At 66.8% G+C, this 25,235-nt stretch carries 36 protein-coding genes; 31 read left to right on the top strand and 5 right to left on the bottom strand.

Translation table 11 applies throughout. The annotated features are described in order from the left end of the window. The 24 genes from GBZ26_RS10265 to GBZ26_RS10380 all read left to right on the top strand — a co-directional run. Nucleotides 1-614, top strand: a 614-nt coding sequence (locus GBZ26_RS10265; RefSeq protein ID WP_247884793.1) for an EF-Tu C-terminal domain-related protein, incomplete at its 5' end; no start/stop codon positions are given. Nucleotides 615-1,066: 452 nt separating this feature from the next. Beyond that, a complete protein-coding gene (gene rpsJ, locus GBZ26_RS10270) occupies nt 1,067-1,375 on the top strand; it encodes a 30S ribosomal protein S10 (protein ID WP_014241039.1) in 309 nt (102 codons plus the stop codon). A gap of 60 nt (nt 1,376-1,435) precedes the next feature. After that, complete coding sequence (rplC, locus tag GBZ26_RS10275; protein ID WP_035675049.1) at nt 1,436-2,146, top strand: 50S ribosomal protein L3; 711 nt, start codon at nt 1,436-1,438, stop codon at nt 2,144-2,146. 5 nt (nt 2,147-2,151) lie between these two features. Then, a complete protein-coding gene (rplD, locus tag GBZ26_RS10280) occupies nt 2,152-2,772 on the top strand; it encodes a 50S ribosomal protein L4 (RefSeq protein ID WP_035675055.1) in 621 nt (206 codons plus the stop codon). Beyond that, a complete protein-coding gene (locus GBZ26_RS10285; RefSeq protein ID WP_094303029.1) occupies nt 2,769-3,086 on the top strand; it encodes a 50S ribosomal protein L23 in 318 nt (105 codons plus the stop codon). Before rplD ends, GBZ26_RS10285 begins: the two co-directional genes overlap by 4 nt. Before the next feature lie 16 nt (nt 3,087-3,102). Beyond that, nucleotides 3,103-3,930 (top strand): 50S ribosomal protein L2, encoded by an 828-nt coding sequence (gene rplB / locus GBZ26_RS10290; protein ID WP_094303028.1) that lies wholly within the window; start codon nt 3,103-3,105, stop codon nt 3,928-3,930. 12 nt (nt 3,931-3,942) lie between these two features. Then, complete coding sequence (gene rpsS / locus GBZ26_RS10295; protein ID WP_014241034.1) at nt 3,943-4,221, top strand: 30S ribosomal protein S19; 279 nt, start codon at nt 3,943-3,945, stop codon at nt 4,219-4,221. Nucleotides 4,222-4,224: 3 nt separating this feature from the next. Beyond that, nucleotides 4,225-4,620, top strand: coding sequence for a 50S ribosomal protein L22 (gene rplV, locus GBZ26_RS10300; RefSeq protein WP_014241033.1), 396 nt, complete (start codon nt 4,225-4,227; stop codon nt 4,618-4,620). Nucleotide 4,621: 1 nt separating this feature from the next. Continuing rightward, nucleotides 4,622-5,398, top strand: coding sequence for a 30S ribosomal protein S3 (gene rpsC / locus GBZ26_RS10305; RefSeq protein ID WP_014241032.1), 777 nt, complete (start codon nt 4,622-4,624; stop codon nt 5,396-5,398). Nucleotides 5,399-5,413: 15 nt separating this feature from the next. Further along, nucleotides 5,414-5,845: a 50S ribosomal protein L16 gene (gene rplP, locus GBZ26_RS10310; RefSeq protein WP_014241031.1), complete on the top strand. Its 432-nt coding sequence runs from the start codon at nt 5,414-5,416 to the stop codon at nt 5,843-5,845. Further along, nucleotides 5,842-6,048 (top strand): 50S ribosomal protein L29, encoded by a 207-nt coding sequence (gene rpmC, locus GBZ26_RS10315; protein ID WP_014241030.1) that lies wholly within the window; start codon nt 5,842-5,844, stop codon nt 6,046-6,048. The genes rplP and rpmC overlap by 4 nt, the downstream gene beginning before the upstream one ends. 12 nt (nt 6,049-6,060) lie before the next feature. Further along, nucleotides 6,061-6,315 (top strand): 30S ribosomal protein S17, encoded by a 255-nt coding sequence (gene rpsQ, locus GBZ26_RS10320; RefSeq protein ID WP_014241029.1) that lies wholly within the window; start codon nt 6,061-6,063, stop codon nt 6,313-6,315. A 17-nt stretch (nt 6,316-6,332) separates the two neighbouring features. After that, nucleotides 6,333-6,701 carry a 50S ribosomal protein L14 gene (rplN, locus tag GBZ26_RS10325; RefSeq protein WP_012973215.1) on the top strand — a complete coding sequence of 123 codons (369 nt, stop codon included), beginning with the start codon at nt 6,333-6,335 and terminating at the stop codon, nt 6,699-6,701. Further along, nucleotides 6,698-7,018 (top strand): 50S ribosomal protein L24, encoded by a 321-nt coding sequence (gene rplX, locus GBZ26_RS10330; protein ID WP_088123921.1) that lies wholly within the window; start codon nt 6,698-6,700, stop codon nt 7,016-7,018. The genes rplN and rplX overlap by 4 nt, the downstream gene beginning before the upstream one ends. 11 nt (nt 7,019-7,029) lie before the next feature. Further along, a complete protein-coding gene (gene rplE, locus GBZ26_RS10335; RefSeq protein WP_035675042.1) occupies nt 7,030-7,572 on the top strand; it encodes a 50S ribosomal protein L5 in 543 nt (180 codons plus the stop codon). A 19-nt stretch (nt 7,573-7,591) separates the two neighbouring features. Further along, nucleotides 7,592-7,897, top strand: a complete 306-nt coding sequence (gene rpsN / locus GBZ26_RS10340) for a 30S ribosomal protein S14 (RefSeq protein ID WP_014241026.1) — start codon at nt 7,592-7,594, stop codon at nt 7,895-7,897. A gap of 13 nt (nt 7,898-7,910) precedes the next feature. Continuing rightward, the gene (gene rpsH / locus GBZ26_RS10345; RefSeq protein WP_035675041.1) at nt 7,911-8,309 is read left to right on the top strand and encodes a 30S ribosomal protein S8; all 399 of its coding nucleotides are present in this window, start codon (nt 7,911-7,913) and stop codon (nt 8,307-8,309) included. 13 nt (nt 8,310-8,322) lie between these two features. Further along, nucleotides 8,323-8,856, top strand: coding sequence for a 50S ribosomal protein L6 (gene rplF, locus GBZ26_RS10350; RefSeq protein ID WP_014241025.1), 534 nt, complete (start codon nt 8,323-8,325; stop codon nt 8,854-8,856). 8 nt (nt 8,857-8,864) lie between these two features. Further along, nucleotides 8,865-9,227, top strand: coding sequence for a 50S ribosomal protein L18 (gene rplR / locus GBZ26_RS10355; RefSeq protein WP_014241024.1), 363 nt, complete (start codon nt 8,865-8,867; stop codon nt 9,225-9,227). A 12-nt stretch (nt 9,228-9,239) separates the two neighbouring features. Beyond that, entirely contained in the window at nt 9,240-9,821 is a 582-nt protein-coding gene (gene rpsE, locus GBZ26_RS10360) for a 30S ribosomal protein S5 (RefSeq protein ID WP_035675037.1), read from the top strand. Between the two features lie 2 nt (nt 9,822-9,823). After that, entirely contained in the window at nt 9,824-10,015 is a 192-nt protein-coding gene (gene rpmD / locus GBZ26_RS10365; RefSeq protein WP_014241022.1) for a 50S ribosomal protein L30, read from the top strand. Between the two features lie 4 nt (nt 10,016-10,019). After that, entirely contained in the window at nt 10,020-10,505 is a 486-nt protein-coding gene (gene rplO / locus GBZ26_RS10370; protein ID WP_014241021.1) for a 50S ribosomal protein L15, read from the top strand. Between the two features lie 118 nt (nt 10,506-10,623). After that, on the top strand, nt 10,624-11,964 hold the full coding sequence (secY, locus tag GBZ26_RS10375) for a preprotein translocase subunit SecY (protein ID WP_014241020.1): 1,341 nt from the start codon (nt 10,624-10,626) through the stop codon (nt 11,962-11,964). After that, a complete protein-coding gene (locus GBZ26_RS10380; protein WP_174438759.1) occupies nt 11,964-12,611 on the top strand; it encodes an adenylate kinase in 648 nt (215 codons plus the stop codon). The genes secY and GBZ26_RS10380 overlap by 1 nt, the downstream gene beginning before the upstream one ends. A gap of 133 nt (nt 12,612-12,744) precedes the next feature. Here the strand turns inward: GBZ26_RS10380 and GBZ26_RS10385 are convergent, their stop codons facing one another. Together GBZ26_RS10385 and GBZ26_RS10390 are read right to left on the bottom strand one after the other, a co-directional pair. Further along, nucleotides 12,745-13,503, bottom strand: a complete 759-nt coding sequence (locus tag GBZ26_RS10385; protein ID WP_103041394.1) for a FadR/GntR family transcriptional regulator — start codon at nt 13,501-13,503, stop codon at nt 12,745-12,747. Nucleotides 13,504-13,612: 109 nt separating this feature from the next. Continuing rightward, nucleotides 13,613-14,527, bottom strand: a complete 915-nt coding sequence (locus GBZ26_RS10390) for a DMT family transporter (RefSeq protein ID WP_174438761.1) — start codon at nt 14,525-14,527, stop codon at nt 13,613-13,615. A 186-nt stretch (nt 14,528-14,713) separates the two neighbouring features. Between GBZ26_RS10390 and GBZ26_RS10395 the strand changes: the two genes are divergently transcribed. From GBZ26_RS10395 to GBZ26_RS10415, 5 genes are all read left to right on the top strand, one after another. Further along, on the top strand, nt 14,714-15,586 hold the full coding sequence (locus GBZ26_RS10395) for an N-formylglutamate amidohydrolase (protein WP_174438762.1): 873 nt from the start codon (nt 14,714-14,716) through the stop codon (nt 15,584-15,586). Between the two features lie 6 nt (nt 15,587-15,592). Beyond that, the gene (locus GBZ26_RS10400; protein ID WP_174438763.1) at nt 15,593-16,723 is read left to right on the top strand and encodes a carboxylate-amine ligase; all 1,131 of its coding nucleotides are present in this window, start codon (nt 15,593-15,595) and stop codon (nt 16,721-16,723) included. Nucleotides 16,724-16,908: 185 nt separating this feature from the next. Continuing rightward, nucleotides 16,909-18,219 (top strand): O-acetylhomoserine aminocarboxypropyltransferase, encoded by a 1,311-nt coding sequence (locus tag GBZ26_RS10405; RefSeq protein ID WP_174438764.1) that lies wholly within the window; start codon nt 16,909-16,911, stop codon nt 18,217-18,219. Nucleotides 18,220-18,229: 10 nt separating this feature from the next. Continuing rightward, a complete protein-coding gene (locus GBZ26_RS10410; RefSeq protein WP_174438765.1) occupies nt 18,230-19,027 on the top strand; it encodes an alpha/beta fold hydrolase in 798 nt (265 codons plus the stop codon). Nucleotides 19,028-19,125: 98 nt separating this feature from the next. After that, nucleotides 19,126-21,018 (top strand): sensor histidine kinase, encoded by a 1,893-nt coding sequence (locus GBZ26_RS10415; RefSeq protein WP_343207213.1) that lies wholly within the window; start codon nt 19,126-19,128, stop codon nt 21,016-21,018. Nucleotides 21,019-21,117: 99 nt separating this feature from the next. Here the strand turns inward: GBZ26_RS10415 and GBZ26_RS10420 are convergent, their stop codons facing one another. Next, nucleotides 21,118-21,579, bottom strand: a complete 462-nt coding sequence (locus GBZ26_RS10420) for an Hsp20 family protein (RefSeq protein WP_174438767.1) — start codon at nt 21,577-21,579, stop codon at nt 21,118-21,120. Nucleotides 21,580-21,855: 276 nt separating this feature from the next. Here GBZ26_RS10420 and GBZ26_RS10425 point away from each other — a divergent pair, with 276 nt between their 5' ends. After that, on the top strand, nt 21,856-22,263 hold the full coding sequence (locus GBZ26_RS10425; protein WP_174438770.1) for a DUF1465 family protein: 408 nt from the start codon (nt 21,856-21,858) through the stop codon (nt 22,261-22,263). An 83-nt stretch (nt 22,264-22,346) separates the two neighbouring features. Here GBZ26_RS10425 and rpmE read toward each other — a convergent pair whose 3' ends face one another. Further along, a complete protein-coding gene (gene rpmE / locus GBZ26_RS10430; RefSeq protein ID WP_014241009.1) occupies nt 22,347-22,571 on the bottom strand; it encodes a 50S ribosomal protein L31 in 225 nt (74 codons plus the stop codon). Nucleotides 22,572-22,882: 311 nt separating this feature from the next. Here rpmE and GBZ26_RS10435 point away from each other — a divergent pair, with 311 nt between their 5' ends. Then, nucleotides 22,883-24,715 carry an ABC transporter transmembrane domain-containing protein gene (locus GBZ26_RS10435; protein WP_343207212.1) on the top strand — a complete coding sequence of 611 codons (1,833 nt, stop codon included), beginning with the start codon at nt 22,883-22,885 and terminating at the stop codon, nt 24,713-24,715. Between the two features lie 18 nt (nt 24,716-24,733). On the opposite strand, the gene GBZ26_RS10440 is transcribed toward GBZ26_RS10435, so the two are convergent. Then, nucleotides 24,734-24,949: a hypothetical protein gene (locus tag GBZ26_RS10440; protein WP_174438769.1), complete on the bottom strand. Its 216-nt coding sequence runs from the start codon at nt 24,947-24,949 to the stop codon at nt 24,734-24,736. Between the last annotated feature and the right edge of the window lie 286 nt (nt 24,950-25,235).

The raw sequence follows: 25,235 nt of genomic DNA on the forward strand, positions 1-25,235 counted from the left end.
AGCTGATGGCCGAGGTCGACCAGTACATCCCGCAGCCGGAGCGTCCGAAGGACCGTCCGTTCCTGATGCCGATCGAGGACGTGTTCTCGATCTCGGGCCGCGGCACCGTGGTGACCGGCCGCGTCGAGCGCGGCATCGTCAAGGTCGGCGAGGAAGTCGAGATCGTCGGCCTGAAGGCGACGGTCAAGACCACGGTGACCGGCGTGGAGATGTTCCGCAAGCTGCTCGACTCGGGTGAGGCCGGCGACAACATCGGCGCGCTGCTGCGCGGCACGAAGCGTGAGGACGTCGAGCGCGGCCAGGTTCTGGCCAAGCCGGGCAGCATCACGCCGCACACCACCTTCAAGGCCGAGGCCTACATCCTGACGAAGGAAGAGGGTGGCCGTCACACGCCGTTCTTCACCAACTACCGTCCGCAGTTCTACTTCCGCACGACCGACGTGACGGGCATGGTGAAGCTGCCGGAAGGCACCGAGATGGTGATGCCGGGCGACAACATCTCCATGGAAGTCGAGCTGATCGCCCCGATCGCCATGGACGAGGGCCTGCGCTTCGCCATCCGCGAGGGTGGCCGGACCGTCGGCGCCGGCGTCGTCGCCTCGATCATCAAGTAAGGTTGTCTTTTGCGAGGGGGGCCGGCCTGCGGGTCGGCCCCTTTTGCATGGCCGATCCGCGAAAATGCGGCGTGACGCGCCGAACCGGGCGGTCCCCGTCACCCTCCTGTCACAAGGGGGAAAATGTGGGTTGACACCGGGGCGCCCAGGGCATACACGTTACGCCCTCTGGAATTTGGGTTGGTAGTAGGCACGTCCGGCCTAGACGCAGCCCGATCACGAACGGCACCGCAAGCTCCACTTGCACCGGTTGCTGCCAGGAACATCCATCCGCATTGCGATGCGGGGGATGTTCTTTTTCGTATCGGCCGTCAGATCGGACAGACGAACCGCCGCCCACCGCTTCGGTGAGCCGGCGCAGGTTCGCCTGCCGCCGCGGGTCCCCGGGGACAGTTTTTGGGTGCCGGTGGCGCAGTCGCGTCACCGAAACGAGGTGCAAGGGACGTTTGGACATGGACAGCCAGAACATCCGCATCCGCTTGAAGGCGTTCGATCATCGCGTGCTCGACCAGTCGACCAGCGAGATCGTCAACACCGCCAAGCGGACCGGTGCTCGGGTGCGGGGCCCGATCCCGCTGCCGACGCAGATCGAGAAGTTTACGGTGAACCGCTCGCCGCACGTCGACAAGAAGTCGCGCGAGCAGTTCGAAATCCGCACCCACAAGCGTCTGCTCGACATCGTCGATCCGACGCCGCAGACGGTGGACGCGCTGATGAAGCTCGACCTCGCTGCCGGTGTGGACGTCGAGATCAAGCTCTAATTCGTTGCTGTTGAGGGACCTCTCCCTCTGAGGATGTCCCTGGTCAGGAGATAAAGAACAATGCGATCCGGTTTGATCGCGCAGAAAGTCGGCATGACCCGCGTCTTCACGGACGACGGGCAGCACGTGCCGGTGACTGTGCTGAAAGTCGACAGCTGCCAGGTCGTCGCCGTTCGCACCGAGGACAAGGATGGCTACACCGCCGTCCAGCTCGGCGCAGGCGCCATCAAGGTGAAGAACGTCACGAAGCCGCAGCGCGGGCATTTCGCCAAGGCGCGCGTCGAGCCCAAGCGCAAGCTGGTCGAGTTCCGCGTCGATGCCGACGCGCTGATCGAGGTCGGCGCCGAGCTCTCGGCTGCGCATTTCCTCCCGGGCCAGTTCGTCGACGTCACCGGCACTTCCATCGGTAAGGGCTTCGCCGGTCCGATGAAGCGCTGGAACTTCGGTGGTCTGCGCGCGACGCACGGCGTGTCGGTGTCGCACCGCTCGCACGGTTCGACGGGTAACCGCCAGGACCCCGGCAAGGTCTTCAAGAACAAGAAGATGGCCGGTCATCTCGGCGACGAGAAGGTCACGGTTCTGAACCTGAAGGTCGTGTCGGTCGATGAGGACCGCGGTCTGATCTTCCTCAAGGGTGCCGTTCCCGGCGCCGAGGGGGCTTGGCTCCGCATCCGCGACGCGGTGAAGAAGAAGGCTCCGGAAGGTCTGCCGTTCCCCGCCGGGATCAAGGCTGCGCCGGCCGCTGAAGCCGCCGCCGAGCCGCAGGAGTGATGGCCATGAAGGCGACCATTAAGAACCTGAACAACGAGACCGTCGGCGAGATCGAGCTTGCTGACGAGATCTTCGGCCTTCCGTCCCGCACGGACATCCTGGCCCGCATGGTCAACTGGCAGCTGGCCAAGCGCCGCGCCGGTAACCACAAGACCAAGACGGTCAGCGAGATTTCCGGCACCGGCAAGAAGCCGTACCGCCAGAAGGGCACCGGCCGCGCCCGTCAGGGCTCCATGCGCTCCGCCCAGTTCCGTGGCGGCGCGACCATCTTCGGCCCGGTCGTCCGCTCGCACGAGCACGATCTGACCAAGAAGGTCCGCAAGCTGGCCCTGAAGACCGCGCTGTCCACCAAGGCCGCGGAAGGCAAGCTCCTGGTCCTCGACGCCGCTTCGGCCGAGAGCCACAAGACCAAGGAACTTGCTGTCCGTCTCGCTTCGCTCGGCCTGACCTCGGCTCTGATCATCGATGGCGCCAACCTGAACGAGAACTTCGCTCGGGCCTCGCGCAACATCCCGCTGATCGACGTGCTGCCGGAGCAGGGCGCCAACGTCTACGACATTCTTCGCCGCGATACGCTGGTCCTGACCCGCAACGCGGTCGAGCAGCTGGAGGCTCGCCTGAAATGAGCAAGCAGTCGAAACCTGCGGTGAGCCAGGAGCGGATGTACGACCTCATCCTGGCTCCGGTGATCACCGAGAAGTCGACGATGGCGTCGGAGCACAATCAGGTGACGTTCCGCGTGCCGCTGTCGGCGACCAAGCCGGAGATCAAGGCGGCGGTCGAAGGGCTGTTCAACGTGAAGGTGACGGCGGTCAACACCCTGGTTTCCAAGGGCAAGACCAAGCGCTTCCGCGGCACCATCGGCCGTCGCTCGGACTTCAAGAAGGCCGTCGTGACCCTCGCCGAGGGGAACAAGATCGACGTGACCACGGGCATCTGAGCGGGAGTGTAATCCGATGGCTCTGAAGCAATATCGCCCAATTACGCCGTCGCTCCGCCAGCTGGTCATCGTCGACCGCTCGGAGCTGTGGAAGGGCAAGCCGGTCAAGACCCTCACCGAGGGTCTGACCAAGTCCGGCGGCCGCAACAACACCGGCCGCATCACCGCGCGCCGGATGGGTGGCGGTCACAAGCGCGTCTACCGTCTGGTGGACTTCAAGCGTCGCAAGTTCGACGTCCCGGCGACCGTTGAGCGCCTGGAGTACGATCCGAACCGCACGGCCTTCATCGCCCTCATCAAGTATGAGGACGGCACCCTGTCCTACATCCTGGCGCCGCAGCGCCTGAAGGTGGGCGACACGGTGATCGCCGGCGAGAAGGTGGATGTGAAGCCCGGCAACGCCATGCCGCTGAAGAACATCCCGGTTGGTTCGGTGCTGCACAACGTCGAGTTGAAGCCCGGCAAGGGTGGTCAGCTGGCCCGTTCGGCCGGCACCTACCTGCAGCTGGTCGGTCGCGACGGTGGCTACGCCCAGCTGAAGCTGCCCTCGGGCGAGCTTCGCGTGGTCCGTGGCGACTGCATGGCCACTCTGGGTGCCGTGTCGAACCCGGACAACATGAACACCAACAAGGGCAAGGCCGGTCGCAGCCGTTGGCTGGGCATCCGTCCGTCCGTCCGTGGTGTCGCCATGAACCCGATCGACCACCCGCACGGTGGTGGTGAAGGCCGCACCTCGGGTGGCCGTCATCCGGTCACGCCGTGGGGCAAGCCGACCAAGGGCAAGAAGACTCGTCACAACAAGAAGACGGATGGCCTGATCCTGCGCCGCCGTCATTCGAAGTAAGGAGGGCGGACGATGGCACGCTCCGTTTGGAAGGGCCCGTTCGTCGACGGCTACCTGCTCAAGAAGGCGGACAAGTCGCGGGCTTCGGGCCGCAACGAGATCATCAAGATCTGGTCGCGTCGCTCGACGATCCTGCCGCAGTTCGTGGGTCTCACGTTCGGCGTGTACAATGGCCACAAGTTCCTGCCGGTACTGGTGACCGAGAACATGATCGGCCACAAGTTCGGTGAGTTCGCTCCGACGCGCACCTTCTACGGGCACGCGGCGGACAAGAAGGCGAAGAGGAAGTAAGCCATGGGCAAGCCCTCCAACCCCAGCCGTATCGCGGAGAACGAGGCGATCGCCTCCAATCCGATGATCCGCACCAGCCCGCGCAAGCTGAACCTCGTCGCCCAGCTGATCCGGAACAAGGACGCCAGCAGCGCCGTGGCCGAGCTGACCTTCTCCAAGCGCCGCATCGCCGGCGAGGTGAAGAAGGTCCTTCAGGCCGCGATCGCCAACGCCGAGAACAACCATCAGCTCGATGTGGACCGCCTGTACGTCTCCTCGGCGACGGTCGGCCGCGCCCTGGTGATGAAGCGTTTCCACGCCCGCGCCCGTGGCCGCGGCGCGCGGGTCGAGAAGCTGTTCTCCAACCTGACGATCATCGTGCGTGAGCGCGACGCCGCCGCTGCCGAAGGGGCCGAGTAAGATGGGTCAGAAAGTCAATCCGATCGGGCTGCGCCTCGGCATCAACCGTACCTGGGACAGCCGTTGGTTCGCCAAGCGCGATTACGCCAACCTGCTGCACCAGGACCTGAAGCTGCGCGGCTATCTGCAGGGCCGCCTGCAGCAGGCCGGCTGCTCGCGCGTCATCATCGAGCGTCCGGCCAAGAAGGCCCGCGTCACCATCCACTCGGCCCGGCCGGGCGTGGTGATCGGCAAGAAGGGCGCGGACATCGAGAAGCTGCGCACCGAGCTGTCGAAGATGGCCGGCGGCGAGGTGAGCCTGAACATCATCGAGATCCGCAAGCCGGAGATCGATGCCAAGCTCATCGCCGAGAACATCTCCAACCAGCTCGAGCGCCGTGTCGCCTTCCGCCGCGCCATGAAGCGCGCGGTGCAGTCGGCCATGCGTCTGGGCGCCCAGGGCATCCGGATCAACTGCTCCGGTCGTCTCGGCGGCGCCGAGATCGCCCGCCTGGAGTGGTACCGCGAGGGCCGCGTTCCGCTGCACACCCTGCGTGCGGACATCGACTACGGCACCGCGACCGCGAAGACCACATACGGCACCTGCGGTGTCAAGGTGTGGGTCTTCAAGGGCGAGATCATGGCGCACGACCCGATGGCGCAGGACAAGCGCATGGGCACCGAGCCGGTGTCGACCGATGGCGAGCCGCGGCGCGAGCGTCGCGAGCGTGGTGACCGTGAGGAGCGTGGGGGCCGTGGTCGCGGCGACCGTGACCGCTCCGAGCGGGCTGACCGCTAGTAAGGGGCACGAGCGATGCTTTCTCCGAAGCGTACCAAGTACCGCAAGGCCCACAAGGGCCGCATCCACGGCAACGCGAAGGGCGGCACCCAGCTGAACTTCGGATCCTTCGGCCTCAAGGCCCTGGAGCCGGAGCGCATCACGGCCCGCCAGATCGAGGCGGCCCGCCGCGCGATCACCCGCGCCATGAAGCGTCAGGGCCGCGTGTGGATCCGCGTGTTCCCGGACCTGCCGGTCTCCACCAAGCCCGCCGAAGTCCGCATGGGTTCCGGTAAGGGCACGCCCGAGTACTGGGCGGCCCGCGTTCATCCCGGCCGCATCCTGTTTGAGCTGGACGGCGTGCCCGCGGATGTGGCAAAGCAGGCGTTCGCCCTGGCGGCCGCCAAGCTGCCGATCAAGACCAAGCTGGTGACCCGCCTCGGCGGCGGTGAGGAGGTGGCGGCATGAAGTCCGTCGACGTTCGTGCGAAGAGCACCGAGGAGCTGAACGATCAGCTCCTCCAGCTCAAAAAGGAACAGTTCAACCTGCGTTTCCAGCGGGCCTCCGGCCAGCTGGAGAACACCGCGCGGGTGCGAGTGGTGCGTCGCGACATCGCGCGCATCAAGACGATCCTCGGCGAGCGTTCGCGCTCGGCCGAAGCCGGCAAGTAAGGAGGGCTACCTATGCCTCGCCGCGTTCTGCAGGGCACGGTGGTCAGCGACAAGGGCGACAAGACGGTTATCGTCCTGGTCGAGCGCCGCGTCATGCACCCCGTGTACAAGAAGTTCATTCGTCAGTCGAAGAAGTACGCCGCCCACGACGAGGGCAACCAGTTCAAGGTCGGCGATACCGTTTCGATCATCGAATGCCGCCCGATCTCCAAGCGCAAGCGCTGGACGGTCGTGCTTGAGTCCGCCGCCGTTAGCGGCGCCGCGTAAACGGAAGGGTACAAACCATGATCCAGATGCAAACCAACCTGGAAGTCGCCGACAATAGCGGGGCGCGCCGGGTGCAGTGCATCAAGGTGCTTGGCGGGTCCAAGCGGAAGGTGGCCACCGTCGGCGACGTGATCGTCGTCTCGGTCAAGGAAGCCATTCCGAAGGGTCGCGTCAAGAAGGGCGACGTGCATCGCGCCGTCATCGTCCGCACCGCGAAGGAACTGCGCCGGGAGGACGGGTCCGCGATCCGTTTCGACCGCAATGCCGCCGTGCTGATCAACAAGCAGGGCGAGCCGATCGGCACGCGTATCTTCGGGCCGGTCACTCGTGAGCTTCGCGGCAAGAAGTTCATGAAGATCATCTCGCTGGCGCCGGAGGTGCTGTGATGGCCGCGAAGATCAAGACCAAGGACAAGGTCGTCATCCTTGCCGGCAAGGACAAGGGGAAGACCGGTGAGGTCCTCAAGGTCATCCCGGCGGAAAACCGTGTCGTCGTGCAGGGCGTGAACGTGGTGAAGAAGCACCAGCGTCCGAGCGCCACCTCGCAGGGCGGCATCGTTGAGTTCGAGGCGCCCATCAACGTCTCGAACGTTGCTCATGTCGACCCCAAGGACGGCAAGCCGACCCGCGTCGGTTTCAAGGTCCTTGAGGATGGCCGCAAGGTGCGTGTCGCCAAGCGGTCCGGCGAAGTCATCGACGTGTGAGGACCGGACCAATGGCTGCACGTTTGAAGGAAGTGTACGACTCCAAGATCCGCGCCGCGCTCAAGGCTGAGTTCGGCTACGCGAACGACATGGAAGTTCCGCGGATCGAGAAGATCGTCATCAACATGGGTGTCGGCGAGGCTGTCGGCGACTCCAAGAAGATCCAGAATGCGGTGAGCGAACTGACGGCGATCAGCGGCCAGAAGCCGATCGTCACGAAGTCCCGCAAGTCGATCGCGCAGTTCAAACTGCGTGAGGGCATGGCGATCGGGTGCAAGGTCACGCTCCGTCGTGAGCGGATGTACGAGTTCCTGGATCGCCTGGTCACGATCGCGTTGCCGCGTGTCCGCGACTTCCGCGGCATCCCCGGCAACAGCTTCGACGGCCGTGGCAACTATGCCATGGGCGTGAAGGAGCAGATCATTTTCCCGGAGATCGACTACGACAAGATCGATCAGATCCGCGGCATGGACATCATTTTCGTCACCTCGGCGAAGACCGACAAGGAGGCCAAGGCTCTCCTGAAGGCCTTCGACATGCCGTTTGTGGCCTGATTGGCTGGAGCACGACCCCATGGCTAAGACCAGTGCCATCGAGAAGAACAAGCGTCGCACCAAGCTGGTGAAGCAGTTCGCCAACAAGCGTGCCCGCCTGAAGGCCATCGCCTCCGATCGCTCCCTCCCGCCGGAAGAGCAGTTCGCCGCCCGCCTCAAGCTGGCCGAAATGCCGCGCAACTCTTCGAAGGTGCGCATCCGCAACCGCTGCGAAATGACCGGCCGTCCGCGGGCGTTCTATCGCAAGTTTAAGCTGTCCCGCGTCACCCTCCGTGAACTGGCCTCGACTGGCCAGATCCCGGGGATGGTGAAGTCGAGCTGGTAAGGAGGGTCGGAGAATGTCTTTGAGCGATCCGCTCGGCGATATGCTGACCCGCATTCGCAACGGTCAGCACGCCCGTATGTCTGTTGTGCAGAGCCCGGCGTCGAAGCTGCGCAGCAACGTGCTTGAGGTTCTCAAGCGCGAGGGTTACATCCGCGGCTACTCCGAGGAGGAGCTGCGCCCCGGCATCAAGAACCTGAAGATCGAGCTGAAGTATCACGAAGGCGAGCCTGTCATTAAGCAGATCGCCCGTGTGTCGAAGCCCGGCCGCCGCGTCTATTCGAAGATCACCGATCTGCCCCGCGTCTTCAACGGCCTCGGCATCGCGATCCTCTCCACGCCGCGCGGCGTGATGTCGGACAATGAGGCCCGCGCCGCCAACGTCGGCGGTGAAGTCCTCTGCCGCGTGTTCTAAGGGGGACCCTTCGATGTCGCGCATTGGAAAGCATCCCGTGCCGGTTCCGGCTGGTGTTGACGTCTCCGTCAACGGCCAGCAGGTGTCGGCCAAGGGCAAGCTGGGTTCGCTCAGCCTGACCCTCATCGACGACATCACGGCCAAGCTGGAAGACGGCAAGGTCGTGGTGGCCCCGGCGAACGACAGCAAGCGCGCCCGCGTCATGTGGGCAACCTCGCGCACCCTGATCAACAACATGGTCACGGGCGTCAACCAGGGCTTCACCATCAACCTCGAGATCAACGGCGTCGGTTACCGTGCCGCCGTGCAGGGCAAGGAGCTGGTCATGCAGCTCGGCTACTCGCACGACGTCAAGTACCCGATCCCGGAGGGCATCACCATCAAGTGTGACAAGCCCACCGCGATCTCGGTGTCGGGCTTCGACAAGCAGAAGGTCGGTCAAGTCGCCGCGGAGATCCGCGGTTGGAAGAAGCCGGAGCCCTATAAGGGCAAGGGCATCAAGTACGAGACCGAGACGCTGATCCGCAAGGAAGGCAAGAAGAAGTAAGGTCCGCCATGCTCAAGCCAAAGCAACTCCACGAGCGCCGCAAGCAGCGCGTGCGCGCGCAGATTGCCAAGAAGGCCGGCGGGCGGGCTCGCCTCTCGGTTTTCCGGTCCAATCTGCACATCTACGCCCAGATCATCGACGACGAGAACGGCCGCACGGTCGCCTCGGCCTCGTCCGTGGAAAAGGAGCTGCGCGAGCAGCTCAAGCACGGTGGGAACGTCGAAGCCGCCCAGAAGATCGGTGCGCTCATTGCCGAGCGCGCCAAGGCGGCGGGCGTCACCGAGGTCGTGTTCGACCGTGGTGGCTACATTTACCACGGCCGGGTCAAGGCCCTGGCTGACGCCGCCCGCGAGGGCGGGCTGTCGTTCTAAGGAGGCTCCGAAATGGCACGTGAAAGAGGCGAGCGGAGCGACCGTGATCGGCAGCCGCGCGATCGCGACCGGGAAGAGAGCGAGCTGATCGAAAAGCTCGTTGGGATCAACCGCGTCGCCAAGGTTGTGAAGGGTGGCCGTCGCTTCGGCTTCGCCGCCCTGGTGGTGGTCGGTGACGGCAAGGGCCGCGTCGGTGTCGGATCGGGCAAGGCCCGTGAGGTGCCGGAGGCGATCCGCAAGGCGACCGACCAGGCGAAGCGCGGCATGATCCGCGTTCCGCTGCGCGAAGGCCGCACGCTGCACCATGACTCCAACGGTCACTTCGGTGCCGGCAAGGTCGTGCTGCGCACCGCTCCGGCCGGTACCGGCATCATCGCCGGCGGCCCGATGCGCGCGATCTTCGAGGCCCTGGGTGTGCAGGATGTGGTGACGAAGTCCATCGGCACTTCCAACCCGCACAACATGATCAAGGCGACCTTCGACGCCCTGTCGCAGGTTTCCAGCCCGCGCAGCGTCGCCGCCCGCCGCGGCCGTCGCGTGAGCGACATCCTCGGCAAGCGTGAAACCGGCGCCGCCGGTGCGCAGGAGGCTTGATCATGGCCGAGAAGAAGACCGTCATCGTCACCCAGACCGGCAGCCCGATCGGTCGTAAGCACGACCAGCGCGAGACGCTGGTCGGTCTGGGTCTCAACAAGCTGCACCGGACCCGCGAGCTGGAGGACACTCCGGCCGTGCGGGGCATGATCGCCAAGGTCGCGCACCTGGTCCGCGTCGAGAACGAGGGCTGAACCCATGACGAAGCTGAACGATCTCCGGGACAACCCCGGTGCCCGTAAGGAGCGCATGCGCGTCGGCCGCGGTATCGGTTCGGGCAAGGGCAAGACCGGCGGCCGTGGCGTCAAGGGTCAGACCTCGCGCACCGGCGTGGCCATCAACGGCTTTGAAGGCGGCCAGATGCCCCTTCACCGCCGCCTTCCGAAGCGCGGTTTCCGCAACATCTTCGCGAAGGAATACTCGGTCGTGAACCTGGGCCTGGTCCAGAAGTTCATCGACGCCGGGAAGCTCGACGCCAGCCAGACCATCGATGCGGTGGCCCTGGAAGCGGCGGGCGTCACCGGCAAGGTGAAGAAGGACGGCATCCGTCTGCTGGGCAAGGGCGCCCTGACGACGAAGGCCAGCTTCACCGTGGCCGGCGCCTCCAAGTCGGCTGTGGAAGCGGTCGAGAAGGCGGGTGGCAGCGTCACGCTGACCGCGTCCGCCGCCGAAGCCGCCGAGTGATCGGAAGCCCGCGCTTGCGCGCGGGCCCCTTCCGGCACTAAATGAAGCGAAGTTGCGAGGGGCGGCCTGCATCCTGCAGAGCCGCCCCGTTCGTGCATTAGGGACAGGGATACGACCCATGGCATCAGCGGCCGAGCAGCTTGCCGCGAACATTAATTTCGGGGCCTTCTCCAAGGCGACCGAGCTGAAGAAGCGGATCTGGTTCACCCTTGGTGCCTTGATCATCTACCGCCTGGGCACCTACATCCCGATTCCGGGCGTCAACCCGCAGATCCTGGCCGATATTTTCCGGCAGCAGGGCGGGGGCATCCTGGGCATGTTCGACATGCTGGCCGGCGGCGCGCTGCACCGCATGACGATCTTCGCGCTCAACATCATGCCGTACATTTCGGCCTCCATCATCGTGCAGCTTCTGACCGCGGTGTCGCCGCAGATGGAAGCGCTGAAGAAGGAAGGCGAGTCGGGCCGCAAGAAGCTGAACCAGTACACCCGCTACGGCACCGTCCTTCTGGCGACCGTGCAGGCCTGGGGCTTGGCGGTGGGGCTCGAAGCGATGACCGGCGCATCCGGCGCCGCGGTTCCGGAACCGGGGCTGTTCTTCAAGATCGCCACGGTCATCACGCTGGTCGGCGGCACGATGTTCCTGATGTGGCTGGGCGAGCAGATCACCGCCCGCGGCATCGGCAACGGCATCTCTCTCATCATTTTCGCCGGCATCGTCGCCGAGCTGCCGCGCGCTCTCGTCAGCACGCTGGAGCTGGGCCGCACCGGCGCGCTGTCCACGCTGTTCATCGTCTTCCTGCTGCTGATGGCGGTGGGCGTCGTGTTCTTCATCGTGTTCATGGAGCGCGCGCAACGCCGGCTGCTGATCCAGTATCCGAAGCGTCAGATGGGCAACCGCGTGTTCGGCGGCGAAGCGTCGCACCTGCCGCTGAAGCTGAACACCTCGGGCGTCATCCCGCCGATCTTCGCGTCGTCGCTGCTGCTGCTGCCGCTGACTGCGGTGGGCTTTGCCGGCGGCGAGGGTCCGGAGTGGCTGCAGACGGTCACGCGCTATCTCGCGCACGGCACGCCGCTCTACATGATCCTGTATTCGGCGCTGATCATCTTCTTCTGCTTCTTCTACACGGCCATCGTCTTCAACCCCGCGGACACGGCCGAGAACCTGCGTAAGTATGGCGGCTTCATTCCCGGCATCCGCCCGGGCAAGAACACCGCGGACTACATCGACTACGTGCTGACCCGGTTGACGGTGATCGGTTCGGCCTACCTTGTGGCGGTTTGTCTCCTCCCCGAAATCCTGATTTCCCAGCATTCGGTTCCGTTCTATTTTGGCGGCACCAGCCTGCTGATCGTGGTCACGGTGACGATGGACACGGTTGCGCAGATTCATTCCCATCTGCTGGCCCACCAGTATGAGGGGCTGATTAAAAAAGCGAAGCTTCGGGGGAGAAAGTAATGAATCTCATTCTGCTCGGACCGCCGGGCGCCGGGAAGGGGACCCAGGCGCGGCGTCTCGAAGACACGCGCGGACTCGTCCAGCTTTCCACGGGCGATATGCTCCGCGCGATGGTCGCCGAGGGTGGTCCGCTTGGGCAGCAGGCGAAGGACATCATGTCCGCCGGCAAATTGATGCCGGACGAGCTGATGGTCAAAATCATCGCTGAGCGCATTTCCAAGCCGGATGTGGCCAACGGCTTCATCCTCGATGGTTTCCCGCGCACGGTCGCCCAGGCCGAGGCGCTGGACACCATGCTGTCGGACAAAGGACTGAAGCTCGATCACGTGATCGAGATGAAGGTCGTGGACGACATCCTGGTGGAGCGCATCACCGGTCGTTACACCTGCGCCAAGTGCGGCAAGGGCTATCACGACGTCTTCGAAAAGCCGAAGGTCGAGGGCGTCTGCGATGTCTGCGGCAGCACGGAGTTCAAGCGCCGGGCGGACGACAACGCCGATACGGTGAAGACCCGCCTCGCCCAGTATCACGAGCAGACCGCACCGATTCTGCCGTATTATCAGAGCCGTGGCGTTCTGAAGACGGTGGACGGCATGGCCGAGATCGACGACGTGACGAAGCAGATCGAGGGCATCCTGGCGTCCTGAGCGGGCCGTCTGACCAGGATTGTCCTGATCGGCTGAGAAGAAAAGCCGCGAGGATCTTCGGACCCTTGCGGCTTTTTCTATGTCGTGACGACGAGGCGGGGAGGGTGATGCTCCCCAAAGACGCCGCCTCTCTTTACGGAGCGGCGTCGGTGTCGGGGCGCGAGAGGTCTTCCGCCTTCCGGCTCAGATCGTTGTAGCGGTCGAGCACCCAGCCGAGGTGATCGGTGGCCGCAACGGCGGCGGCATCGGCGTCGCGGCGCCGGATGGCGTCGTAGATGGCGCGGTGATGGTCGATCATCAGCGCCTCGCGGCCCAGCGCGAAGGGCTCGGTGTGGTGATACTCCATCATCTGGCCGAGGATGTCGCGGATGGTCGCCAGCAAATGCAGATAGACCGGACTTCCCGCCGCCTGGGCGACGGCAAGGTGAAAGTCCATGTCGTCGGCGGCCTGCTTGCCGTCGCGGCCCGTCTCGCCCATCGCGGCGAGGACCCGCCCGATGTGGTCGATCTGCTCTTGGGTCGCGCGCTCGGTGGCGCGCCGGGCCGCCCAGCTTTCCAGGGCCTGCCGGATCTCCACGAGGTCGCAGAGGTTGGCGTGCTTCACGCGGACCATCTCGGTGAGGGCGCCGTCCATGGCGCCCGCGGAGGACACCACGCGCGTGCCGCCGCCTTGCACGGCGGTCAGGAAGCCCTGCGTCTTCAACTTTTGCAGGGCCGCGCGCACCGACACCCGGCTGACGTGGAGTTGCTCCGCTAGCTGGCGCTCGCCGGGCAAGCGCTCTCCCGGAACGAGTTCGCCACGGGCGATCCGTTCGAGAATCCGCTCCGCCACCCATTCGGAAATGCGCTGGGAGGAGGCCGGTACGTGGTGGGGTTCTTCGGTGTCGGACACGGTGTCATGCCCTTTCATCAGCAATCGGTCATAGGTCGTACCCGAGTCGGGTAAATCGCGTCAACTCGCATCCGGACGGCGGCGTATGGCCCGCGTCACCGGCGGCGTTTCATCGGCTTCCGCGGCGGGCCATCAGGATGCCGGCCAACACCACGGCACCGCCCACCGCCTGGAGAGCGCCGAGCGGCTCGGCGAGCAGCGCCCAGGCCAGCACCGCCGCCGCCGCCGGCTGGAGCAGCAGGCTGACGGAGGAGAAGGCGGCTGGCAGATGGGCCAGCGCGTAGGCGATCAGACTCTGGCCGCCGGCATGGCTGACCAGGGCGAGCCCCAGCAGCACGGCCCATCCGCTGAGAGATCCGGCGATCAGGCTCTCCCCGGACAGCAGGGCGATGGGCAGCAGGGCAAGGCCGGTGACGATCCCGCTCCAGGTCATGATGGTGGCGGTGGAGAACTCCGCCCGCAACCGGCCCACCGCCAGGATGTAGCCACCGTAGAAAACCGCGGTTAGCAGCCCGAGTGCGTCGCCGAACAGATGGTCCGGGCTCAGCTTCAGGCTCTGCCCCATCAGCACGACGGCCCCGCACAGCGCCAGACCGAGCCCCATCAGGAAGGTCCGGCTGAACCGCTCCTTGAACACCAGCCAGGACACCAACGTCACGAAGATCGGCGCGAAGTTCGCGAGCAGCGTGGAGTTGGCGACGGAGGTGTAACGGATCGACCAGTGCCAAATGGCGAGGTCGCCAGCGAAGAACAGGCCCGCCGCGGTCAGCCGGGCGTAGTCGGACAGCGACGAAGGCTTGCGCGACCGCGCGCCTCCCTTCGGCTCCACCGCCATCCAGACCCACAGGGCCGGGATCGCGAAGGCGAGCCGCCAGAAGGCGGTGGCGCTCGGCCCCAGTTCGGACAGGCGCACGAAGATCGGAGCGAAGGCGATTCCCAGCGCCCCGATCAGAAGGGCGATCAGCGCGATCCGCTGCGCGGAGTCGGCGCGCGCGACGGGGGCGAGGGTGCTGGCGTCCGGCATGGCCTCCGTTATAAAGGACGCACCCTGCAGGCGCCACGGGCGCCCGCCGCATGGCTCATCTGCGGAAGACCCGGATTGTGGGACATTGCCGCTCCGTTGGGATCATCCGCGCTGCCGGACCGTTGCCTTGGGAACCAGCCGGCGGGAACTTCCGCTGCAACCGAGACCCTGCAATACTGTGCCATCATGACGCAGCGATCCCCCTGCAAGCCCGCCGAACATCCCCGCCCGGTGACCTTGCCGTCGCCGCCCCGCGCCGCGCCGCCCAAACCGTTGCTGGGTCCCGACGATCCACCGCCGGTCACCGTGCTGCGCCCCGAGTCGGACAGCCCGGTTCTGCTGCTGTGCGACCACGCCGCGCGGGCCATCCCGAAGGCCTTGGGAACGCTGGGGCTGGACGAGGCGAATCTGTGCCGGCACATCGCTTACGACATCGGGGCGGCGGAGGTGACGCGGCGGCTGTCGGAGCGGTTCGGCGCGACGGCGGTGCTGTCCGGCTATTCCCGGCTGGTCATCGACCCGAATCGCGCGCTGGACGATCCGACGGCGATCCCGGTGGTCAGCGACGACGTGGTGATTCCCGGCAACCGCGCCTTGGACCGGGCGGAGGAGGAGCGGCGCATCGACGCCATCTTCCGGCCCTATCACGAGGCCGTCGCCGCCGAGGTCGCCCGGCGGCGGGAGCGCGGGCAGGTGCCGGTGCTGCTGTCGATCCACAGCTTCACGCCCGCCATGCGCGGCGTCGCCCGGCCCTGGCACGTTGGCATCCTGTGGGACCACGACCCGCGCATCCCGATCCCGATGATCGCGCGGCTGCGCGCCGACGGGCGCTGGTGCGTCGGCGACAACGAACCCTACTCGGGCCGGACGACCCTGGGCGGCACGGTGGAAAGCCACGCGACCCCCGCCGGGCTGCCCAACGTCCTGGTCGAGGTGCGCCAGGACCTGATCGCCACGGCGGAGGGAGCGGCGTTGTGGGCGACGGTGCTGGGCGACGCGCTGGAGCCGATCCTGGCCGACCCCGGCCTCTACGAAATCAAACTGTTCCCGCGGGAGTGAGCGTTCATGGAGCCGGCCTTCACGCTGGGGCTTGAGGAAGAGTATCTGCTGGTCGACCGCAACTCGCGGGACATTGCGCGCAACCCGCCCGACGAAATGCTGGAGGCCTGCCAGGAGCAGGCGCCGGGCCAGATCCATCCCGAATTCCTGCGCTGCCAGATCGAGGTCGGCACGCCGGTCTGCGCCAGCCTCAAAGAGGCGCGGGCGGAACTGGCGCGGCTGCGCGCGACGGTGGCTGGGGTGGCGCGCGCCCACAATCTGGCGCCCATCGCGGCGTCCACCCATCCCTTCGCCGCGTGGGAGCCGCAGAAGCACACCAACCGCGACCGCTACAACATGCTGGCCCGTGACCTGGGCGCTCCGGCGCGGCGGCTGATGATCTGCGGCATGCACGTCCATGTCGGGATCGAGGACGACGACCTGCGCATCGACCTGATGAACCAGGTCCGCTATTTCCTGCCGCATCTGCTGGCGCTGTCCACCTCCTCGCCCTTCTGGCGGGGGCAGGACATGCAGCGGAAATCCTACCGGCTGGCGGTGTGGAACGAACTGCCGCGCACCGGCATGCCCGACAGCTTCCAGAGCTTCGGCGAGTACCAGCAGCAGGTGAACGTCCTGGTCAACGCCGGCATCATCGAGGACGCGAGCAAGCTGTGGTGGGACATCCGCCCGTCCCAGCGCTTCCCGACGCTGGAGATGCGGATCACCGACGTCTGCACCCGGCTGGATGACGCGGTGACGGTGGCGGCGCTGTTCCGCTGCCTGCTGCGCATGCTGTGGCGGCTGCGGCTGAGGAACGTGACGTGGCGGCCCTACAAAAATCTGCTGATCGGCGAGAACCGCTGGCGTGCCCAGCGCTACGGCCTCGACGAGGGGCTGGTGGATTTCGGGCGCGGCACCATCGTTCCCTACGCCGACCTGATGGAGGAGTTGATCGAACTGACCCGCGAGGACGCGGAGCGCTTCGACTGCGTGGCGGAGGTCGCCAACGCCCGCGACATCATCCGCCGCGGCACCAGCGCCCATCGTCAGGTGGCCATCTACCGCGAGGCGCTGGAGCAGGGCGCCACCGGCTGGGAGGCCCTGGCCCAGGTGGTCGACTGGCTGGCCGAGGAGACCATGGTCGGGGTGGAGTGATTTGCGTCGAAGAGTTGCTTCGAAATCCATGGCAACTTTCGGAAAGCCACTACTTGACCTTTGCGTCATCCAGCCATACCCTCCCCGCAAATCAGCTCACCGAGTTGAGCAGGGCAGGCAAAAAACGAAGCATCAGAGGGCCGCTCGCGCCACGGGCGGCCCTTACCTTTTTCAGGGGGAAGGGAATGGCCGACGCCAAGTTCCTCAAGTTCGACACGCTGAGCCTGCACGCCGGCCAGCGGCCCGATCCGGCCACCGGGGCGCGGGCGGTGCCGATCTACCAGTCCACATCCTACGTCTTCGACGACACCGACCACGCCGCCTCGCTGTTCAACCTGGAACGGCCGGGGCACATCTATTCCCGCATCTCCAACCCCACGGTGGCGGTGCTGGAGGAACGGCTGGCGGCTCTGGACGGGGGTGTCGGCGCGGTCTGCACGGCCAGCGGCCAGGCGGCCCTGACGCTCGCCATCATGACGCTGATGGACGCCGGCGGGCACATCGTCGCCTCCTCCTCGATCTACGGCGGCAGCCGCAACCTGCTGGCCTACACGCTGCCGCGATTCGGCATCACCACGACCTTCGTGAACCCGCGCGACCTCGACGGCTTCCGAGCGGCCATCCGGCCGGAGACGCGGCTGCTGTTCGGGGAGGTGCTGGGCAATCCGGGACTGGAGGTGCTCGACATCCCCGGCCTGTCGGCGATCGCCCATGAAGCCGGCCTGCCGCTGATGGTCGATGCGACCTTCGTCACGCCCTATCTGTGCAAGCCGCTCAGCATAGGCGCCGATCTGGTCATGCATTCCTGCACCAAGTGGCTGGCCGGGCACGGCGTCGCCATCGGCGGCGTGGTGATCGACGGCGGCACCTTCGACTGGGAGGCGTCCGGCAAGTTCCCGACCCTGACCGAGCCCTACGCCGGCTATCACGGCATCGACTTCGCGGAGGAGTACGGGCCGGCGGCCTTCATCATGCGCGCCCGTGCCGAGGGGTTGCGCGACTTCGGCGCCTGCATGAGCCCGATGAACGCCTTCCAGATCCTCCAGGGCGTGGAAACCCTGCCGTTGCGCATGAAGGGCCATATCCACAACACCCGCAAGGTGCTTGGCTTCCTCGAGTCGGAGGCCTACGCGGAGAACGGCAGCGTCGCCTGGGTCACCCATCCCGAACTGCCCGATCATCCCGACCACCGGCTGCGGGCGCAGATCCTGCCGCACGGCGCCGGCTCGATCATCTCCTTCGGGATCAAGGGCGGCCGGGCGGCCGGGCGGCGCTTCATCGAGAAGCTGGCGCTGTTCTCCCACCTCGCCAACGTCGGCGACGCCAAGTCGCTGGTCATCCATCCCGCCAGCACCACCCACGCCCAGCTCGACGCCGAGGCGCTCGCCGCCGCCGGGGTGGGGGAGGACATGATCCGGCTGTCCATCGGGCTGGAGGATTGCGACGACCTGATCGACGATCTGCGCCAGGCGCTGCGCGCCGCGACGAAGGTGTGAGGAGGCTGCCATGGACCTGACTGTCAACGGCCAGACCGTCTACGCCCACACCGGCGGACGCCCCTTCGACCCGGCGCTGCCGACGATCGTGCTGATCCACGGCGCCGGTATGGACCACACGGTGTGGAGCCTGCAAAGCCGCTACCTCGCCCATCACGGGCGCTCGGTCCTGGCGGTCGATCTGCCGGGCCATGGCCGCTCCGGCGGGGCGCCGCTGCCCTCGATTGAGGAATTGGCGGACTGGATCGTGGCGCTGCTGGACGCGGCGGGTGTGGCGAAGGCGGCGCTTGCCGGCCATTCCATGGGCGCCCTGGTGGCCTTGGAAACCGCGGCACGGCATGGAAGCCGAGTCGAATCGCTGGCCCTGCTGGGCGTGGCGGAGACGATGCCGGTCCATCCGGATCTGCTGGCCGCCGCGGCGCTGAACGACCCGTCCGCCATCGAACTGGTGATCGGCTGGGGCCACGGGCCGCGCGGGCATGTCGGCGGTGCGGCGGCGCCCGGTCTGTCGCTGCTTCCCGGTGGGCGGCGGCTGATGCAGCGGGCCCGCCCTGGCGTGCTCGGCGTCGATCTGGGCGCTTGCAACGCCTATGTCCATGGCGGCGAGGCGGCGGCGGCGGTGTCGTGTCCGGCGCTTTTCCTGCTGGGCGGAGTCGACCGCATGACCCCGGCGAAATCCGGTAAGGCGCTTGCCGCCAAAGTCAGTGATTCCGAAGTTATCCAGCTGTCTGGCATAGGCCATATGGTTATGACGGAAGCGCCGGACGCAACCACAGATGCCTTCGCCGCTCAATTCCCTGCACGTTGAGCCTGTTGTTTCTCAGTTGATTACAATGGCGTCATGAATCATTAACGGATTGGCGTCTTACTGTTCTGCATTGGAGCGGCGATGCGGAATGGTGTTCTGTGCGAAGTCTTGAGCGGTATGTTCATGCCCTGATGGCCAACGCCGGCGATATCGTTGCCGTGCTGTCGTCGGACGGTCGGTTCATCGATGTGGGACGCGCGTGCCTTCGCGTGCTTGGCACCCCGCCGGAGGCGCTGCTGGGAACACCCGTGCTGGAACGCGTGCATCCGGACGACCGGGAGGAGGCTGTTCGACGTCTCGCCCGCTGCGGCCATGGGGAATCCGTCGAGGACGGCGGCCCCTTCCTCTGCCGGGTGCGCCACGCGGCGGGCGGGTGGCGCCATATGGAGACGACGGCGTTCAACCGCCCGGACGATCCCAAAGTCCGGGGAATCGTCATCCACGCCCGTGACGTGACCGACCGGGTGGAGGCCGAACAGCGGCTGCGGGCGAGCGAAGCGCTCTACCAGACGCTGGCCCGCTCCGCCCCGGTCGGCATTTTCCAGACGGACCGGGACGGCGGCATCGTCTTCGCCAACCCGCGGTTCGCCGCCATCGCCGGGCTGTCGCCCGACGCCCTGCACGGTCATGGGTGGCGTGACATGCTGCATCCGGACGACCGTGTTCGGCTGGAGGCGGACTGGGCGGAGGCTGTGGCGTCGGGGCAACCCGTTCTGCTGAATGTGCGGTTCCGCGGGGCCGACGGGGCGGCCACATTCGCCTTGTGCCAGGGCTCGCCGCTGAGCGGCGCGGACGGGCAGGTGCAGGGCTGGGTCGGCACGCTGACCGACATGACCGAGTATGTGCGGACCGTCGACGCGCTGCTGATGGCGGAGGCCCGGACCAACGCCATCGTGGACGCCGCCGCCGACGCCATCGTCACCATGGACGGGGAGGGCATCGTCCACAGCTTCAATCCGGCAGCGGAGGCGATGTTCGGCATCCCGGCGGCAGACATGTTGTGGAGCCGGATCGACCGGTTGATTCCGGATATCGGGTCGCTGCTTCAAGATGGCGGGCTGGCCGTCTACCAGCCGGGCGGCCTCCCGCATGGCGCCGGGGCCGTGCGGGAGGCCGTGGCGGTGCGGGGCGGCGATGGCGATCGCTTCCCCATCGAAGTGTCGGTGAGCGCGGTCGAGACAGGCGGGCGCCGCGTCTTCACCGGCATCATCCGCGACATCACCGCGCGCAAGCGTTCCGAAAGGGACCTGATCGCAGCGAAGGAGGCCGCCGAGTCGGCTGACCGTGCCAAATCGACCTTCCTCCAGGTCATGAGCCACGAACTGCGGACTCCGCTGAACGCGGTCATCGGCTTCGCCCAGGTGATCGAGATGCGGCTGCTCGGGGCGGGGGAGGTCGACCGCTACATCGATTACGCCGGCTCGATCCGCCAGTCGGGCGAGCATCTGCTGGCGATCATCGACGACATCCTGGACATTACGACCATCGAGGCGGGCGGGCTGCGGCTGAATGAAAGCATCGTCGATCCATCCGACCTGGTTGGGGAGGCGCTGAACCTCGTCGCCATCCAGGCCGGGAAACGCGGCGTGCCGATCAGCATCGACCTTGAGGATGGGTTGCCGATGCTGTTCGGCGACGCGCTTCGCCTGCGGCAGGTGCTGGTGAACCTGCTGTCAAACGCCGTGAAATTTTCCAATCCCGGCGAAGCCGCTCTTGTCCGCGCACGCCGCGGGGACGGCGGCGGGGTGGAGCTGTCGGTGGCGGACACCGGCATCGGCATCGCGGCGGAGGATCTGCCGAAGGCGATGACTCCCTTCGCCCAGGTCGATCAGTCGATGGCGCGGCGCTACGAGGGAATGGGGCTTGGCCTGTCCATCTCGAAACGGCTGGTCGAGGCGCATGGCGGCACGCTGCGCATCGAGAGCGCGCCGGGGCAGGGGACCACGGTGACCGTGGCCTTGCCGCCGAATCGAAGAGTGGTCGACGCATGACGGGAGCGGCAGCGGTTGGCTGCGAACGCAAAAACGGCGCCCCGGTTTCCCCGGGGCGCCTTGCGGACGCGTAATGCGCGGACGTGCGGTGCCCTGCGGTTACGCGGCCTGCTGGGTCAACGCGGGCTTCGCCGCGCCGCTGGTGCCGATCTGAATGGTGCGCGGCTTCATTGTTTCCGGAACTTCGCGCACCAGATCGATGTGGAGCAGCCCGTTCAGCAGATTGGCGTTGCCCACCTTGATGAAGTCGGCAAGCTGAAAGCGGCGCTCGAAAGCGCGGCCGGCAATACCCCGGTAGAGGAATTGGCCGGTCTCCTGTTCCTTCTTAGCTTTCCCTGTGACCACCAGAGAGTTCTGCTGAGCGGTGATCTCCAGATCCTCCGGACCAAAGCCGGCGACGGCCATGGTGATCCGGTAAGCATCGTCGCCCGTCTTCTCGATGTTGTAGGGCGGGTAGGACGCGGCGGCCTCGTCGCCGGTCATCGCGTTCTCCAGGAGACGCGAGAGGCGGTCGAACCCGACGGTCGAACGGAACAGGGGCGAAAGGTCGTAGGAGCGCATGACATATCCTCCAAAAGAGCGATACAGCGATCGGGGACCACGATCATCGTCGGTCCCTCTTGCGGAGCCGGCGAACCCCAACTGGGCGTCCGTCGACACCGCGACAGATAAGCGAGCGTTCTTCCCGTTCAAGAGCGCGCTTTTTGAAATTCACCGGACCGCGCCGTCCCCGGCCACGGGGTGGAAGGCGGGGCTCCACATCCACAAACCGATTGTTAATCAGTTGCGGCGAGGCTCGGAATCGGGCCATCCGGCCGCGGGAGGGGTACGGCCGTGATGGAAACACCGACCTTCTTCAACGGGACTTATGATGAGACGATGGCGCTGCTGATCGAAGCGCGCAACTACATCGCCTATCATGACGCCGCCAGCCATCGGGCACTGCCGCCCCATGTCCGGCTCCAGATCTCATACGAATCGATGCGGGTGACCAGTCGGTTGACCCAGGTCATGGCCTGGCTGCTGGCGCAGAAGGCCGTTCATGCCGGGGAAATGACCCGAGAGCAGGCGGCGAGCGATGATTTCGCCCTGTCGGGCGGGGACATCTGCACCGATCCCTCCGGCCCCGACAACGAGCAGCTTCCGGAAGGCCTGCGCAGCCTTCTGGAGCGCAGCCACCGGCTCTACATGCGCGTCGCCCGGCTGGACGAGCGCGCCCGCGATGCGGTGGCGATGGCCGGCTGACGGCCGGCTTTCTCAAAAGCCGCAAACGCGAAAAGGGCGCCCGGCGAACCGGACGCCCCTTTTCGTTTTGCGGACGAAGAAGATTACTTCTTCAGGCCGAAGCTCGCGAAGCGCTTGTTGAACTTGGCGATCTGGCCGCCCGTGTCCAGCAGCTTCTGCACGCCGGTCCAAGCCGGGTGCGACTTCGGATCGATGTCGAGGCGCAGCGTATCGCCCGGCTTGCCCATCGTGGAGCGGGTCTTGAACGTGCTGCCGTCGGTCATCACCACGTTGATCTCGTGGTAGTCGGGATGGATATCAGTCTTCATGGCCGGGGTTCCTGCAAAGCGAGCGCGGTCTATAGCAAAGCATGCGACATGATGCAACCGCGTTCCTGCGCCGGAAAGGGCGGTGCTTCCGGACGGCCGTCGCACCGGCGCGCCGTCGCTTGATTCACCACGGAGATGCGGGGGCACGGGGGCGGACGCCTTCGGAACGGGGCGTCTCCGGGGCGCCGCGGTTCCGTTCGCATGCCAAACCATACCTTGTTCATAGCCCCCCCCCTTGCTATATGCCGGGCTTGCCCCCGTGCACCGCCTGCACATCGTCCTGCCGCCCGTCCTGCCGCTGGGGAGCCCCGGTGTCCCGTCATTCGTCGAAGTCCGATCCGGTGTCCGAAGCGACGCCCTCCGCCGCAGCGCGCCGCCGCAACCTGTCCCCGCTGCGCCGGCTGTTTCCCTTCCTGTGGCCCTATCGGTTGCAGATCTTCGGCGCCATGCTGGCCCTGACCGTGGCCGCGGGGACCGTTCTGGGGCTGGGGCAGGGGATGCGCGTCCTGGTGGACCAGGGCTTCGTCGCGGGCGATTCGGCGCTGCTCGACCGGGCGCTCCTGGTTCTGCTGGTGGTTATCGTGCTGATGGCCGCCTCGACCTTCGGGCGCTTCTATCTGGTGAGCTGGATCGGCGAGCGGGTGGTGGCCGACATCCGCCGCGCCGTCTACAGCCATGTGGTGAAGCTGTCCCCCGGCTTCTTCGAGACCACCAAGACCGGCGAGATCCTGACGCGCCTGACCACCGACACCGAAGTGCTTCAGACCGTGGTCGGGTCCTCCGTCTCGATCGCGCTGCGCAACACCCTGATGTTCGTCGGCGGCACGGCGATGCTTCTGGTGACCTCGCCGAAGCTGGCCGGGCTGGTGTTTTTGGGCGTGCCGGTGGTCATCCTGCCGATCATCATCCTGGGCCGGCGTGTGCGCGCCCTGTCGCGGGCCAGCCAGGACAAGATCGCCGACCTCGGCTCCTTCGTCGAGGAGACGCTGGGCGCCATCCGCACCATGCAGGCCTACACCCACGAGACCATCGACCGCAGCCTGTTCGGCGGACGGGTCGAGGACGCCTTCGCTACCGCCCGGCGACGGGTGACGGTGCGCGCCATCATGACGATGATCGTCATCGTGCTGGTCTTCGGCTCGGTCGGCCTCATCCTGTGGATCGGCGGGCACGACGTGCTGGCCGGGCGGCTGACGGTGGGGCAGCTCTCGGCCTTCGTCATCTATTCGGTGGTCGTCGCCGGCTCGGTCGGGGCGATCAGCGAGGTGGCCGGCGACCTCCAGCGCGCCGCCGGCGCGACGGAGCGGCTGTTCGACCTGCTGGACACCGAACCGGAAATCCGCGCCCCGGCGAACCCGCGCGCCCTGCCGGAACCGGCGCAGGGCGCGCTGTCCTTCCGCGACGTGCGCTTCCACTACCCGTCGCGGCCGGACTGGGCGGCGCTGAAGGATTTCTCGCTGGAGATCGAGCCGGGCGAGACGGTGGCCCTGGTCGGCCCGTCGGGCTCCGGCAAATCCACGGTGTTCCAGCTTCTGCTGCGCTTCTACGACCCGCAGGCCGGGGCGGTCAAACTGGACGGGGTGGACGTCCGCGACGCCGACCCGGTGGACGTGCGGCGGCGGCTCGGCCTCGTGGCGCAGGACCCGGTGGTCTTCTCCGCCAACGCCTGGGAGAACATCCGCTACGGGCGCCCGGAGGCCAGCGACGCCGAGGTGCTCGCCGCCGCCGAGGCCGCTCACGCGCTGGAGTTCCTGCAGGCGCTGCCCGAGGGGCTGGACACCTTCCTGGGCGAAAAGGGCGTGCGGCTGTCCGGCGGCCAGCGCCAGCGCCTGTCCATCGCGCGGGCCATCCTGCGCGACCCGCCGGTGCTTCTGCTCGACGAGGCGACCAGCGCGCTCGACGCGGAGAGCGAGCGCATGGTGCAGGACGCGCTGGACAAGCTGATGACCCGGCGCACCACGATCATCATCGCCCACCGGCTGGCGACCGTCCTGAACGCCGACCGGATCGTGGTGATGGAGCAGGGGCGCGTCGTCGCCACCGGGCGTCACGCCGATCTCGTCCGCGAGGGCGGCCTCTACGCCCGCCTCGCGGCGCTCCAGTTCGACCGCGCTGCGGACGAGGCCGGGCTGGTCGGGGGCTGAGGTCACCCGGTTCCGTGGTTACGCCACGCCGAGGCAGCGCAGGGTGGGCAGGCGAAGGCGGGCAAAGCGGTCGAACCGGGCGCGCAGCTCCGCCAGATTGGCCTCCTCCCCGTCGAGCCGGGTGCCGTCGCGCGACAGGGCGAGCCCATCCGCCGACAGCGCTTCCCAGGCGGTCGCCGCGGGATCGGTGCCGTTGCGTTGCGCCAACAGGAACAGCGCCTCCAGCCGCGACACCGCGACGCCGGAGCCGAGGACGGGCGACGCCAGCGTGTCCAGCGTGTCGTCGCGGCGGTTGCGCTCCAGGATGGCCGCGTTGAAGCGGTCGGCCTGAAGCGCCCGCGCCGTCTGGCCAGACCCCGGCCGGGGGGGGGCCGCCAGGGCGAGGCCGGGCGGGGTCTACAGCCCGCCCACCACCGCCCCCCCGCCGCGGCGGGGCCGGGGGGGGGGGTGGGGGCCCGCGCCCAGCGGCCGCGCGCCCCCCGGCCCGCGCCGGTGCCCCGGCCCACCGCGCGTCCGCGGG

The sequence above is a fragment of the Azospirillum formosense genome, from assembly GCF_013340925.1.
Taxonomy (GTDB): domain Bacteria; phylum Pseudomonadota; class Alphaproteobacteria; order Azospirillales; family Azospirillaceae; genus Azospirillum; species Azospirillum formosense.